Consider the following 13,673-nt stretch of genomic DNA (forward strand, 5'->3'; position numbering starts at 1 on the left):
CCTTGTGCTGAACCTTAATTTTAACACAATTTTTATCTGATAGCGGCAACTTCATCTATTCAAAATAATGAATGCATGCAAAAAAGTCTGCTCTACACGACTGTTAGAACGCAGACTTTACTAGACACGCTTATTTCATTCGAGTATTTTTATTTTTGTGATGAGCTCACAACCTGTTTGATCATTTTAAGTCGATTTTCTAGATCAATAGTTCGGTTTGGTCCAACTTGAAATGTTGTTCCCTCTGAGATAGTTAGAATTTTAATACTGTCTCCTCTAATGACAGATCCAGTATTATCTGTTGTTATGATTAGTTCCTCTTCATCATCTTCCATCCATTGAGGTATTTGCCGTTGAAACATAGGATGGTCCGAGAATTCCACTTCTTCATTCTTGGATATGGATGGATCTCTTTGAACATTAATTCTACATGATTTGGACTTTATATTTCCGGATTCACCGCAAATAATCGCAGAACTATCCAAAACTCTATTGATGTATAGATTTAAGAGTTTCGAAGTCCTCATCGGATAACCTGTTGGCTCGGGGCTAATGGTTGTTCTTGATCTTTCTGAGGGACTGGACTTACCATCAAGGAATCCTGAGGCGTATCGTATATTGACGAACAATTAATCACCTGAGTATCACCGACCAAAAATACCGACGAGCCCCTTATTTCTATGATTTTTACCGCACCTACATATAGTTCCTTATTCACGACGTTCAGTTTCATTTACATCCCACTTTCCGGCGAAGCTTTGCTCCGCTCCATATGCTGCCTTACAGCTGTTTCAATATCCCTCTTCATATACTCAATGATTGCAGTCCGGATATAATCCTCATTCCTATTTCCCTCTTCATCTGTTTGAATCTTATCCAAGTATATAAGAATCCGATCATCAATCTGCCGACGCACATCCTCAAGTATCATTTGTGTGTATGGCGAATCCATGTGTATTTTTTGTTCTCCAGCCATATCACGAATCAGCTCCGGAATTTCATCCTGGAGATAGCTAATAACAGGCTGCTCTATACTTCTAATCATTGCTGACTGTTCGGGGCTTTTTTGGATTTGTTCCATAGACTGTCCATTGACCATAATATCCTCTAGATTTTTACCATCACTTGATGTCACACCTATATTTAAGGTGCCTTCCAGTTTTTCGATTTTAAGTAGATCAAAGTGATTTTCAATCCGTTCAATATGGGTATGGCTCTTGTTCATTAAACCATCCACATCTTTACGTAGCTGCTGCAATAGTAGTTCCATCTGTCCTAGTTTTTCTGATTGAGTCTTCAGTACATGTAATAGCTGTTGAAAGTAAAAAGGATGCATAGAACCCCCTCCTATTTTATTGTATGTGGGGGCCTTTAGTCAGATTCATTATTCTATAGATCACAGCTTTAAGGTTGGTTCAGGTAATGGAACCTTGGGTGCTCTCTTTTCAGGTTCCAAACCATTTTGAGCAGCGGAATTCTCTAAGCTCCCTGTGTTATAAACGTGAGATAATGCCTTAATGGTGCCTGAGGTGCCAATCTGCAGCACGGATGAGTTCGTCACTGTCCCGATACGTAGCTGTTGGACCGTTATGGACTGGTAAACAGACAGATTCATACTTTCCACAACCTTATAAAACAGATGCTTGATCAATACCATCCGGATCTAATGTAATTGAACCACTTGCCGGGCTGTTAGTAACGCTAACTCCGAAGGTATCTCCAGCTGTAAAGGAGTTCGCGCCCGCATGATTTTTTGAGTTGCTATGGAGAATAACTGCAATTGTGTTTCCTACCAAGACTGTGGAACTGGGGCCAACGCTGTTAATTTTTAAATTGCCTACTATGGAAACCACCAATCCACCTCCTTCAGAATCTTAAGTCCAGAATCATAAGTCATTCTATGTAGATAGGTGCCCAGATGTCACTAAATAAGTCATTCACCCATACAATACATTAAAAAGCAAGGAGGAAAGCCATGAGCTCAAATCTGACCAACTTAGAGTGGCTTAAGGAGGATCCTTTCTTCAAGAAGCACTTTCCTTTTAAAACACTTGAAAAGCATCTGAATCTGGATTTGGACGATGTGGATCAATATGTTGAAAATGCAATTCGTCACGCAACCTCTAGCTCTCCGCAATTTATGAACAACAACGGATCCAAGCTTCAGTATGAACATTTGGATACACATAACTTCTTAATCACAAAGATACGCATTCCTAATCGAGTTCATCCAGAGAACATTTGGGTACAGCTCAACCGCACTCAAATCAAAATCAATGGACTGAATGATGACCAAAACCAAATCATTCTGCTGCCAACACCAATCAATCCGGATCAAAGCAAGGCGTCCTTTAAACAGGGTTCCCTTCAGCTTAAAATGCCAAAAATGTCCAATGGGCGTTTCAAGGATGTGCACATCCGCTATTTATAAACTCAAAAGATGAATAGGCACCTCAATTGATCGCAATTATCCCCCCAATAACGTTCATAAAAATGCTCCAAATCAAAATATGCGTATAATTTATGTTATACGCATATTTTTTAATGAAAGATATCGTCAAATATTTCAGTTTTTTAATGTGCTTTGATCCACTATTTCTCATTTTTTTCTTGATGCTCTTTTAGAAAGCATAGGCAAACAAAAGCAACTAAAGCAAGTACTCCGCTCACTGCAGTGGTAGTAGAGAATGCTCTTATATAATCCGTTGAACCCGCTTCTGAAAGTGTATGTCTAAGTGAAAAAGAAAACAAAATGCTGATCAAAGCTACTCCTAGCGAATTAGCCAAATACATAAAAGTCGTGAATAATCCGGAACCAATCCCAGCAGATTTAACCGGCACAGCGCTAAGCACAATATTGGCGAGCGGCGTCGTTGCCATGCCAAGACCCAAGCCATAAACCAATAAGATCAAAATATTCTGGATATGAAACAAATGTACAGCATCTACATGCAATGACCCGATAAGCAGGAAATTGCACAAGCCCATGATTAAAGCGCCTGTTTTCAGCACCGCACTCCCCCATCTCTTGACCATACGAGACGACAATAATGATGTGAGGAAAAAACCGAAACCCAGTGGCATAAAGACCAGACTGGCCGACTCGATGTTGTAATGGAGGCCTGATTGCAAATAGTAGTTTAATACGAAGAAAAATGTGAACATGCTGAGATAAATGGTGATCTCAGTTAGTATGCCAACATTGAACGAACCTGATCTGAATATAGACAGATCGATCAACGGAGTGCGATGCGTCTTTCTCTTCTTTATTTGTACAGCAATAAAAACAAACAAAATCATAATTGATAACAGAACACATCCCCAGGTCCAAGATGGCCACCCCTGCATTTGACCTACTGTGAGTGGATAAATGAGTAGAAATAATCCCAGCATCAACAGTAAAGTACCTGCCCAGTCAATGCTATGCATAGCATCTCCATGGGACTCCGGAACAATAGGCAGCCCTAACAATACAAGAAGACCAAAGGGTACATTAAATAGAAAAACAATACGCCAGCCGAGCCCAAACGGATTCCAATCCACCAGAAATCCCCCCAGAATTAAACCCAGTGTAAAGCCAATCCCAATGACCGCTCCATAAATAGCAAAGACCAAGCCTTTTTCTCTTGGCAGAAAGCTGCTCTGTATAATGGATAGGACTTGCGGCTGGATCATCGCTGCTGACAAACCCTGGATGGTACGGATAACAATTAATAATGTAGGATGGGATACCACTCCACCTAGTAAACCCATTAACGTAAATCCCAACACACCATAGAACAGTATACGTTTTCTACCATATATGTCTCCAAGCTTTCCGCCCAAGATCAAGGCAACCGCAAGCCCCAAAGAATAACCTGAGAAAATGAGCTGTGCTTCGGAAAAACTGGCATGCAGGCTGTTTTGCATGATCGGAAGTGCAACCTGCATCATGTAGTTGTTCAAGGAAATCAGGAGGGTTGGAAGCAGAATAAGAATAAGCGAAAACCAACGGCGTGGATCAGCCTGCTGGTTTGTCTTTTGTTTCGTAATTAATGCTGTAGAAATATCATTCATTTTATTTCCTCCCTTTAGATCAATATTTCAACTGATAATCATTATCATTTATATTGATAGTTTGTTCTACCTGCTAAGGTATTTTCTTTCCCCGTAGAAGGAGCCGGAACCAAAAAAACTCCAAACATGACCAGCATGGTTGGAGTACTTTATTGCTTTGATTTTATTCATTTATTGTGTTCTGATAAGATATGTTTTTCAAATATTCACTCGGATTACAGCCGTAATACTTTCGGAAGGTTGTCGCGAAATTGCTTACATTGCTATAGCCTACAGAGACAGCCGTTTCTCCAACGTTCATCCGTTCCACTTCCATATACCAAAGTGCTTTTTCCATTCTTTGCTTCCGCACTAGCTCAAAAATGGTCATTCCGAATCGTTCACGAAACCCTTTCTTCAGCTTGAATTCATTCAATCCGACTTTTCTGGCTAACTCTTGAATGGACATCGGTTGTTCGAAATGGTGAGCGATTAATTCCCTGGCCATATCCAACTTTGATAGATCATCACGGCTTAAAAAGAGTTTTCTCCCCTCTGTTCCATGTCCATCAACCTCTCCAAACAAAGCAATGAGCTCCATGGCCTTACTTTCCATATATAATCGTTTCATCGCTCCGTTATAGGAGCAATTGATCAAATCATTTACGCATTTATGGATTGCCGCTGTATTCGGATATTGGTCGATTCGTCCCTTGTAACGCTTCAACCATGATTCCATTTTATGTTTCTCAGGTATATCTGCCGCATAATGAAAAAGCTCCTTCGGGGCTAACCGAATTTCCAGCAAATGATTCCTAACACTCGCTTTTTTCTCTTCATAAACCAATTCATCCTCAAAAAAGAGAACGTTCCCCGTCATTTTTTCTGTAAGGCTTTCTTTTCCATTCCACTCACAATAGATTTCGCCATTCATGCAATAGCTTAGCTCAAACAACTGACAGGCTTCCTGAATGTGAAGCTTCATATCTTGTTCGAATGTGAGATCCGTAACCACAATTTCCATACCTGAACGAATACGTGTCCGCTTAATGCTCCCCTTGCCAACCTCAGGTGGAATGGATATATGCTGTTCCCATTCATTATGATGAATATGGCCATTAACGCGCTCCGTGAATTGATCAAAAAGACTGTGAACCTCAGCATTCAATATATTTATAGTCAAAATGGCACCTTCTCATCTACATAATATGGTTTATTTTATTCGTAACGAATACCATTTGAGAGCTCCTGTAACGCCTTCTTGTCTAGAATATAAATTGTGTCCCGTTCTCTTCCTATCACACCTTGCTCTGATAACTTTAAAATGACACGATTTAAGTGCCTGGAAGTTGTACCGATCAAATCCGCGATTTCTTGCGTGTTTGTGGTTCGAATCTCTTTTCCGAATTCATTTTCATCATGGATCGTTGTCAGTAAGTAGCTTGCGAACCGATTTTCAACAGTGGCTAATAAATTGACTCGTGAGGCGGTAGTACATGTTTGAAGTTTATATGTTACGTGTGTGAGCAAAGACATCAAAAACTTCGGCTCATGGATGGCATGTTCGTATATGTATTTAAATGGAACTGCAATGCAAAGCGTGTTCTGAACAGCTTCAACTTGGGATTGTACAACGATTTTTTGAATAAGCTCAATATCACCAATAATTGCAAAAGGCTCACAAAAGCGAAGCAGTAATACTTTTCCTGTCTGCACACTGGATGAAATTTTAACTCTACCTTCAACAAGATACAAAAGAGCATCCATCTCCTCTCCCTCTTTTAATACAAGCTCACCCGGATCATAACGGCGAAGCTCATAAGGAGTATCATCCGATAAACGAAATATTTCATCGATTTCAAATTGTTTGATTTTAGATTGTAAGAGTATAGGGTCATGAATCATTTTCATGAATAAGTTTTCCTTTCGGGACATATGTCCTTTGCTTTGTTTCGGAAGGTGATTAAGATGGAATCAAAAACAACAAGGATGTGCCAAATTGATATTTGTATTCGATTTAGACGGTACCATTTGTTTTCAAGGAAAGCCATTAAGTCCAGTCATTATCGATGCACTCGATAAACTGACAGATCATGGCCATAAAATCATTTTTGCTTCAGCACGTCCTATTCGCGATCTGCTGCCTATCTTGCCCGAACATATGCATGCCTGCCCAATGGTCGGTGGAAACGGTGCAATCGTTGCTAAAGAAAAGAATATCATTTCTACAGTCCATTTTGAAGAAGACGTTAGGGACCGTATCCTTTCATTGATCAATGACTTTAATCTGAAATATTTGATCGATAGCGATTGGGACTACTCTTACACTGGAAGTGAAGATCACCCCATTAGGCGCAATGTCGACCCCCAGAAGCGGGCTAACCATGTATCCTTAGAATCCATTCGCAAAATGATAAAGATTGTGCTGTTTGACGTTTCTGATCACAGTATAGTGTTAGAGAAGCTATCGGCATTACCCATTGTTATACATAAGCATGGAAACGAAGGTATCCTCGATATCAGTCCCCAAGGTATTGATAAGTGGGATGGATTGATGAGATTAGGTTTACAAGATCAATCTTATATTGCATTTGGAAATGATGCGAATGATATATCGATGTTTCAGCATGCCCACACCTCTATTATGATCGGCAGTCATAAAGAACTTGAGGGCTTTGCAACTGAACAAATACAAGCTGATGAAGAGCTCATCGCGCAAAGATTGTTAGCCTTCTGTAAACAGACGGATTGTCAAACTATTATGTAGTACTTCCTCTTTGTTCATGAGAAAAAGCCATCGGAAATTGTTCTAATGGCTTTTCTTATAACTATAAGTTTACATAATATATATTGCGTTAACATATAATTAGTAAATCAATAACTCATATGCTCATTAACATGTATATCATCATAAATTCTCGAGTTTCTTTATCAATTGCCGATACCAGTTTAGGGACTGGTATTTATCAAACACCTGCCTATCAATGATCATCGATGGATCATCCAATCCCAACGATACGGACTTCATTAATTTATCTGACACTTCCCTCTCTTGATCCAATTGGGCGTAGCATCTAGCAGCATTATAATAAAACCAATATTGATTATGTTCATTCAGAATCCGACTCCGGCTAATTTCAAGGTCTTCTTTATCCTTGGATAACCGATCAAACGTCAATTCATAAAAGAACACGGCACCCTCAAAATCATCTTTTTGATAACACTCATTCGCCTGAACGAGATAGTTGTCAAAACGGTTAAACCAGCCAAACCATGGGTCATACGTCTTGAATAGCTTAAACCCTACTTTCTCCGCCGTCTTCCATGATCCGATGTTCGTGTCGAAGCAATCCCAGCCTATGCTCTCGATCCCTTTCGATCGTGCTAACTGAACACATGCAGAAGCAACAGCCGTCGCAAGCCCTTTTTGTTGATGATCCTCATCGGTCTCGATCCCAATCTCACATTTGTTTCCGATCACATAATCCGTTAAGCACCAGCTTACGATCTCGTTGTCGTTAGTTAGTATACAGTACCCGAACCCTCTGTCATTAAAATTTTCAACGGTCATATGATTGGAATGAATTTGATCCAAAATAAAATCCAGATTCGTGAGATCTGTTCTTTTTAGCAATTCCAGATTCACTTCATGTAAATGATACCCCTCGGGAAGTTCAACCTGCATTACGTCCACCGATTGATCAAACAAATAATATCTTCGCTTAATAAAAGAAGAATGAAGGCCGTTAATCAAATTCTCTTCCAATAGATCAAAACAGGCTGAAGAATGAGGATAACGAATGTAATAATCCAGTATATCAGAATTGGACTCCACCATACCGGGAAACACTTTAGTTCTTAAGAAGATATTTACTTCTCTAAAAAAATCAACATTACAACCAGCAGCATACAGCGCCCGGCCATGATCCCAAACAAGAGCAGCACTTGGTTGTTCTAATTGGTCCACATAAATCTCAGCTGGAATCGTATGATGCAAAAGAGATACTAGATTTAAATCATACATGAGCTCTTCAAACAATGGTTTTACAGTTTCATACTGATCTGTTGACAATAAATACATTTATCCATCTCCTTTTAAATATCCAGTCACAAAAAAGAGCCCGAGGCATGGTTGATTACGCCGGGCTATGTCCAAAAAAGGCACAAAAAAGCCCAGGCATCGATGCCTGGGCTCAAATTCATGCGGAATGCATAAAAACTTACTAGCGTCCGATTGAATGAGGGGCAGCGAATGATAACTTTGTACTTACCTTAATGTAATCGTATCCAGTCATATCCTAATCCCCTCCTTCCTTGTCAATTAGGAAAATTATACCACAATAACGTTTATAATGTCTACTCTTTTTCCTTTTTTAAGTTGATAAATACAACAAAAATGATTTTTATATTTCGAGGGAAAGCAAAGGAGCGGAGATAAATATGTTGTATACTGTTGTGAATTTTTCATATGTTGAAATTATCATCTAGTTGTTTGTACAAGCTTAACTCTTCAAACAAAAAAGCAAGTCAGAGGCTCGGTAAAACCGTTCCTTTGACTTGCTTTTGGGGTTGCTCCAGAACCAATCGATCAGCCTTTTACAGCTCCTTCTGTCAAACCTTTTTCGATAAACTTCGAGATGAATAAGTAAATGATCAATACTGGAATAACAGTTAGAGCAACCGCTGTTGCCATTAGTCCAAAATCGGTCCCATATTGTGAGCTGATCTCATTCAATAGAGCAACAATCGGACGAACGTTTTCTTTATTAACAAAGATCAACGCTGAGAACAGATCGTTATACGACCACAGGAAAACAAAAATACTTACTGACGCGAATGCCGGTCTGGTAATCGGAACGAACAGCTTTACGAACATCTGCCACCTGTTGCACCCGTCAATAAAGGCCGCTTCCTCTAACTCCTTAGGAATTGTCGCCATATAACCCGCTATAACCAAGATGGCAAAGGTCAAGTTACCGGCTGTTTGAGGAAAAATCAATCCTGGATACGTGTTCACCAGACTTGTTTTTATTAAAATTTCATAAACCGGAACAACTGTTGCAAACGCAGGAATCAAAAGCGTAGCGTAGAGAATCGAATAAATCGTTCTCTTTCCTTTAAAATTGAATCTAGATAATACATACGCGGCTAATCCGCCTAACAGGAGCACCAATAATACAGCACTACCTGACATGATCAAACTGTTGATATAACTTCGACCGATATTAATACGTTCGAATGCATTCTCATAGTTAATCATCACCGGGTCAAAAGCAATTTTGAACGAATTATTCATTACATCTCTGGATGTCTTGAAGGAATTATTCACAATCCAGAACATCGGATATATTGTTGTCATGGCCCAGGCTGTCAAAATAACATACATAAAGGCGCTGCCTATGCTAAATTTCTTTGATTTAACTGGCCGTACAACCTGTTGACTCTTAACGACTTCTTGCTGCATAATAGTACACCCCTATAACAGCTTAGTATGTAATTTCCTCTCTTTTTAACAAACGGTTGGCAATCAAAGCAAGCAACACTCCAAATACAACCATATAAATAGCAACCGTTGAGCCGTAACCGAAGTTTTGATCTACCATTGCTTTTTTGTACATATAGGTTCCCAATACTTCTGTACCATTCTGGCCTTTAGTAATAACCCAAATGAATTCAAAGACTTTCATTGTCCCGGTAATAGCCAGCGTAATAACAACTTTAATATCACTCATAATCAGAGGGATCGTAAGTTTGGTTGTTTTCTTAAACCCGGTAATTCCCTCAAGTTTAGCTGCTTCATAAAAATCAGCAGGAATCTTTGACATCGCCGTCAAGAACAATACAAAGTAAAAACCAACATAATGCCATACGGTAGGAATAGCTACCGCCTTGAGAGCATTGTTTTCATCGAGCCAAAGGATCTTTTCGATTCCAAAGTTAGCCAATACATTGTTCAAAAGTCCAAAATTATAGTTATAGAACAGAACGAACAGCAAGGAAATCGCCGTACCGGAGATAACTACTGGAAAGAAAAATACGGTACGGAAAAAGCCCTTCAGTTTCGTAATATTATCAACCATAACGGCTAGTACTAAGGCTATACCAACTTGGAATACGATGACATAGAGCATGATTTCCAAAGTGTGTAGTGTTGCGGCTCCCAAAAGCTTATCTGTAAACAGCCGTTCGTAGTTATCCCACCCAACAAACTTTTTATCAAAAAAGCCGGTTGTCCGGTAAAAGCTAAGATACAAACTTTTAAAGAATGGATAATACAAAAAGACTGTCATCAATAATGCTGTTGGTAACAAAAACATCAAAATATACTTGCGATCACCCTTCATATTTATCACCTTTGATGTTTATTTTTCTTCAGTTTCTGTTTAAATGGTTGCGCCGCCCTTATGAATACAAGAGGGGCGGCGCAACCACATATAGGTAACCGTATACGTTATGAAACCTATTTCTTATTGGCATCCTCGGTTTTCTTCGCATCTTCGATTGCTTGTGTAGGTGTTTTCGAACCTGTCACAACCGGTTGAACGCTGGCACGAAGATTGGAGAACGTTTCTTGAGAAACTTTGCTGTCAACTGGTGAGTTGATCGATGCCGCTTTTTGTGCCATTGCAAAACCATCAAGAGCTACCTGTGCCAATCCTGTTACTTCAACCTCAGCTGCAGGAGTTCCGCCATTCGCTGTAGCGATTTTTTGGATACTTGCAGGAGATGTCATATGCTTCAGCAATTCAACTGTCATTTCTTTTTTGTCTGCATTGTCATATGCAGCCTTGGATACATAGAAACCAGTACCGAAACCGCCTATGATATCATTTCCGCTACCTGCTCCGTCAGGGATAGCCGGGAATGGAATAACGGTTGAGTTATCTTTAACCGCGTCGCTCCAACCACCGATAGCCCATGAGCCTTCAATAACCATTGCAGCAAGACCTTCACTGTAGTAGTTGCCTGCCATACCTAAATCGATCGTAGCAGCATCCTTAGGGAATGCGCCCAAATCATAAAGTTCCTTCATCCCAGCATAAGCTTTTTCCCAGTTCGGATCGATTCCGTCAAGCAATCCTTTGTTTTGACCTTCCGGACCGGCAGCGGCCAGAATCGTATGTTCAATCAGGTAATGAGATTGATCGAATGGTGCGGAAATCGGAATAATTCCTTTTGCTGAAAGAGTTTTAACCGCAGTTTTCATCTTTTCCCAGTCTGTTGGAAGTTCAAGACCGTTTTCTTCAAAGATCTGCTTGTTTACAAACAATCCTTCATAAAAACCTGTCAGTGGAGCTGCATAGATGTTACCATCCTTTTGTCTGGCCAGCTCAAGAGCATTTGGAATAAAGCCATTTTTCCAATCCGGATTAGCATCCAGAATTTCATTCATTGGAACAACCTTACCTGCATTCACAAAACCTTCAGCATCAGCGCCGATGAAGTAGAAGAGCAAGTCCGGCTCGTTGCCACTGTTCATGTCTGTGTTAACTTTCGTTCTGAAACCGTCATCATTTGCTGACATAACGTCATTCTCAATTTTTACATTCGGATATTTCGCTGTGAACTCATCCAAAACTCCTTGGAAAGCTTCACGAGCAGCATCCGTACCACCGAATGTTGAGAATACGCGAAGTGATACATCTTTCGCTTTCTCCTCTTCTTTTGGAGTCTCAGCCGCCGGTTTAGGACTCTCTCCTTCAGCTGCAGGAGTTTTGGTTCCGCTGTTATTACCACACGCAGCAAGGAACATGCTGAGTAATAACATTACGCTCATGAGCAGTAATGAAGACCTTTTCATTTCTAAATCCCCCTAAGTGTATTTTTGCAACAGGCAAGTTATTCTTGCTGTCTACCAAATTTTATGCCAACTATGCCTGTATTCAAAGGGGGATATTCCTCTAAATGAGGGGGAAAAATATAGCCTTGCATTTTTGAGATTCAAAAGTTACTATTTACTTTTTACTTATTATAGTTTCAAGGGAGTTCATTTTTGCTTTACGGGGATACAGTATCAGGGGATATATCTTTCAATTCCTATTGTGAATTTTTCATATGTTGAATTTTTAGAATTATAGTACCATAGTTATTTTAACGTTATTCTCTTTTGCCACGATCGCAAAAAAGACACCCACGAGGGCGTCTTCAAGTTTTGCTGGTACCCCTCAGATTATTCTTTAGGATATCTGGGTACCTTTTGCCAAGTTTTTGATATCTTTCTTGGAGTTTACCAGTTGGGGCAGCGTCTTAATACTTCTGATCATTGGCGAGCTGCACTGATGGCATGTCGGTTGATGCTCAAAGGCAAAATCATCACGAATCCAGCCATTACATCCTTCCTTTTCACATGTCCAAACCGCGGTCTCTTCTTGAGGAAGCTCTTCTAACGATTTTTTTCTGAAGTACATCTTGACCCCTCCTTAAAGTAAAAACTGTCCTTAACATAAGGGTTAAGGACAGTTTTTCCGGTAATCAATTTACAGTTTTACAACGTTCTCAGCTTGTGGTCCACGGTTGCCTTGTACTACGTTGAACTCAACGCGTTGGCCTTCATCCAATGACTTGAAGCCGTCGCCTTGGATAGCTGAGAAGTGAACGAATACGTCATTGCCGTTTTCAACTTCGATAAATCCAAAACCTTTTTCTGCGTTAAACCATTTCACTGTGCCTGTTTCCATAATATAAAAACCTCCAAAATTTTTTAACATGCGTTTCTGAAATTATAGGTACAAAATAACAAATTCACATATTGAAAAAGTTGCCCAGCAGAAGTGACAACCTTTTCAATATGTGAATCACAAGGTTTTCGTATTTGCCATCTAAACTAATGATACCACAAATGAAGTGTTATAAGCAAGACTTTTAACCTTAAGTTCAAAATACCCTCCAAAGACGTGAGTTATACATCTTCGGATGGTTATATTGGTTTACATAATATATGTGATGTACACTAAATCCTGCATGCATAGACTTTTATTTCAGTTCATACAATTAATATTTAATGCAATGAATTAATTTCACTTGAAAAATATTGCGATGGATTGCCGCGTTCCGGGTCCACAAGTTCTTCATAACGATTACCGGTATAGGCACCTATCGTCTTCCGCCAAAAAGCCTGAGCCGGCGTATTTGTACTGATCTGAGTTACCTTCCAGCGACCTCTCAAACGATCAAACAACTGGTGTGCGGCCCACGTCCCCAGGCCGCTTCGGCGATATTTTTTCATAACAAAAAACTCGCACAAGTAAAAATCCGCTTCGGCAGGATCATCCATACGTTCAACCAGCGCAAAACCCACTGGTTTATTGTGGTAAGTAATCAGGTACGGATAACAAGTTTCACGCTTGATCCAATATTCATCCAAGTCGGGATACGGAGCAAACCTTCCCTCGTCATTAACATCAATATCCAAAAACTGCGTAAAATCATACAGATAAAACTGCATTAAATGTTCGATGACAACTTTCTGTTTTGCAGGGACCAAGCTGATCCCCATAGCATTTACATTACCAGTGTGTATAGACATAGCTGCCTCCTTCAAAACTTTAATAAAGAACATATAGATGCTGATGTTATGAATACGGAAATTCATTATGATAAAATAGATGAGACTATGTGGTCTTCTTGGACATATCATG

The 13,673-nt window shown here is 39.8% G+C and carries 17 protein-coding genes; 2 read left to right on the forward strand and 15 right to left on the reverse strand.

What is annotated here, in order from left to right; genetic code table 11:
* Nucleotides 1-149 precede the first annotated feature (149 nt).
* Genes AC2TF5_RS15485 through AC2TF5_RS15505 form a run of 5 tightly spaced genes read right to left on the reverse strand, consistent with a single transcriptional unit; the run spans nucleotide 150 to nucleotide 1,853 of the window.
* The gene (locus tag AC2TF5_RS15485) at nucleotides 150-527 is read right to left on the reverse strand and encodes a spore germination protein GerPE (protein WP_491297973.1); all 378 of its coding nucleotides are present in this window, start codon (nucleotides 525-527) and stop codon (nucleotides 150-152) included.
* Entirely contained in the window at nucleotides 524-733 is a 210-nt protein-coding gene (locus AC2TF5_RS15490; RefSeq protein ID WP_491297974.1) for a spore gernimation protein GerPD, read from the reverse strand. Before AC2TF5_RS15490 ends, AC2TF5_RS15485 begins: the two co-directional genes overlap by 4 nt.
* A complete protein-coding gene (gene gerPC, locus AC2TF5_RS15495; RefSeq protein WP_491297976.1) occupies nucleotides 734-1,336 on the reverse strand; it encodes a spore germination protein GerPC in 603 nt (200 codons plus the stop codon).
* Nucleotides 1,337-1,396: 60 nt separating this feature from the next.
* Complete coding sequence (locus tag AC2TF5_RS15500) at nucleotides 1,397-1,615, reverse strand: spore germination protein GerPB (RefSeq protein WP_491297977.1); 219 nt, start codon at nucleotides 1,613-1,615, stop codon at nucleotides 1,397-1,399.
* Between the two features lie 13 nt (nucleotides 1,616-1,628).
* Complete coding sequence (locus tag AC2TF5_RS15505; RefSeq protein WP_491297978.1) at nucleotides 1,629-1,853, reverse strand: spore germination protein; 225 nt, start codon at nucleotides 1,851-1,853, stop codon at nucleotides 1,629-1,631.
* 122 nt (nucleotides 1,854-1,975) lie between these two features.
* On the opposite strand from AC2TF5_RS15505, the gene AC2TF5_RS15510 reads away from it, so the two are divergent.
* Nucleotides 1,976-2,431, forward strand: coding sequence for an Hsp20/alpha crystallin family protein (locus AC2TF5_RS15510; RefSeq protein ID WP_491297979.1), 456 nt, complete (start codon nucleotides 1,976-1,978; stop codon nucleotides 2,429-2,431).
* 161 nt (nucleotides 2,432-2,592) lie between these two features.
* Here the strand turns inward: AC2TF5_RS15510 and AC2TF5_RS15515 are convergent, their stop codons facing one another.
* From AC2TF5_RS15515 to AC2TF5_RS15525, 3 genes are all read right to left on the reverse strand, one after another.
* A complete protein-coding gene (locus AC2TF5_RS15515; RefSeq protein WP_491297980.1) occupies nucleotides 2,593-4,056 on the reverse strand; it encodes an MFS transporter in 1,464 nt (487 codons plus the stop codon).
* A 163-nt stretch (nucleotides 4,057-4,219) separates the two neighbouring features.
* On the reverse strand, nucleotides 4,220-5,218 hold the full coding sequence (locus AC2TF5_RS15520; protein ID WP_491297981.1) for a helix-turn-helix transcriptional regulator: 999 nt from the start codon (nucleotides 5,216-5,218) through the stop codon (nucleotides 4,220-4,222).
* Between the two features lie 35 nt (nucleotides 5,219-5,253).
* Nucleotides 5,254-5,946, reverse strand: a complete 693-nt coding sequence (locus AC2TF5_RS15525; RefSeq protein WP_491297983.1) for a Crp/Fnr family transcriptional regulator — start codon at nucleotides 5,944-5,946, stop codon at nucleotides 5,254-5,256.
* Between the two features lie 88 nt (nucleotides 5,947-6,034).
* Between AC2TF5_RS15525 and AC2TF5_RS15530 the strand changes: the two genes are divergently transcribed.
* Nucleotides 6,035-6,802 carry an HAD-IIB family hydrolase gene (locus AC2TF5_RS15530; RefSeq protein ID WP_491297984.1) on the forward strand — a complete coding sequence of 256 codons (768 nt, stop codon included), beginning with the start codon at nucleotides 6,035-6,037 and terminating at the stop codon, nucleotides 6,800-6,802.
* 141 nt (nucleotides 6,803-6,943) lie between these two features.
* Here the strand turns inward: AC2TF5_RS15530 and AC2TF5_RS15535 are convergent, their stop codons facing one another.
* The 7 genes from AC2TF5_RS15535 to AC2TF5_RS15565 form a co-directional block, all read right to left on the reverse strand.
* Nucleotides 6,944-8,116, reverse strand: coding sequence for a GNAT family N-acetyltransferase (locus AC2TF5_RS15535; protein ID WP_491297986.1), 1,173 nt, complete (start codon nucleotides 8,114-8,116; stop codon nucleotides 6,944-6,946).
* A 507-nt stretch (nucleotides 8,117-8,623) separates the two neighbouring features.
* Nucleotides 8,624-9,499, reverse strand: coding sequence for a carbohydrate ABC transporter permease (locus AC2TF5_RS15540; protein WP_491297987.1), 876 nt, complete (start codon nucleotides 9,497-9,499; stop codon nucleotides 8,624-8,626).
* 22 nt (nucleotides 9,500-9,521) lie between these two features.
* Nucleotides 9,522-10,379, reverse strand: a complete 858-nt coding sequence (locus tag AC2TF5_RS15545; protein ID WP_491297988.1) for a carbohydrate ABC transporter permease — start codon at nucleotides 10,377-10,379, stop codon at nucleotides 9,522-9,524.
* A 116-nt stretch (nucleotides 10,380-10,495) separates the two neighbouring features.
* Nucleotides 10,496-11,836: an ABC transporter substrate-binding protein gene (locus AC2TF5_RS15550; protein ID WP_491297989.1), complete on the reverse strand. Its 1,341-nt coding sequence runs from the start codon at nucleotides 11,834-11,836 to the stop codon at nucleotides 10,496-10,498.
* A gap of 376 nt (nucleotides 11,837-12,212) precedes the next feature.
* On the reverse strand, nucleotides 12,213-12,443 hold the full coding sequence (locus AC2TF5_RS15555) for a cold-shock protein (RefSeq protein ID WP_241933568.1): 231 nt from the start codon (nucleotides 12,441-12,443) through the stop codon (nucleotides 12,213-12,215).
* A 69-nt stretch (nucleotides 12,444-12,512) separates the two neighbouring features.
* Nucleotides 12,513-12,713, reverse strand: a complete 201-nt coding sequence (locus AC2TF5_RS15560; protein ID WP_054957841.1) for a cold-shock protein — start codon at nucleotides 12,711-12,713, stop codon at nucleotides 12,513-12,515.
* Between the two features lie 320 nt (nucleotides 12,714-13,033).
* A complete protein-coding gene (locus tag AC2TF5_RS15565; RefSeq protein ID WP_491297990.1) occupies nucleotides 13,034-13,561 on the reverse strand; it encodes a GNAT family N-acetyltransferase in 528 nt (175 codons plus the stop codon).
* Nucleotides 13,562-13,673: the final 112 nt, after the last annotated feature.

It is taken from the genome of Paenibacillus sp. JNUCC 34 (assembly GCF_058269055.1).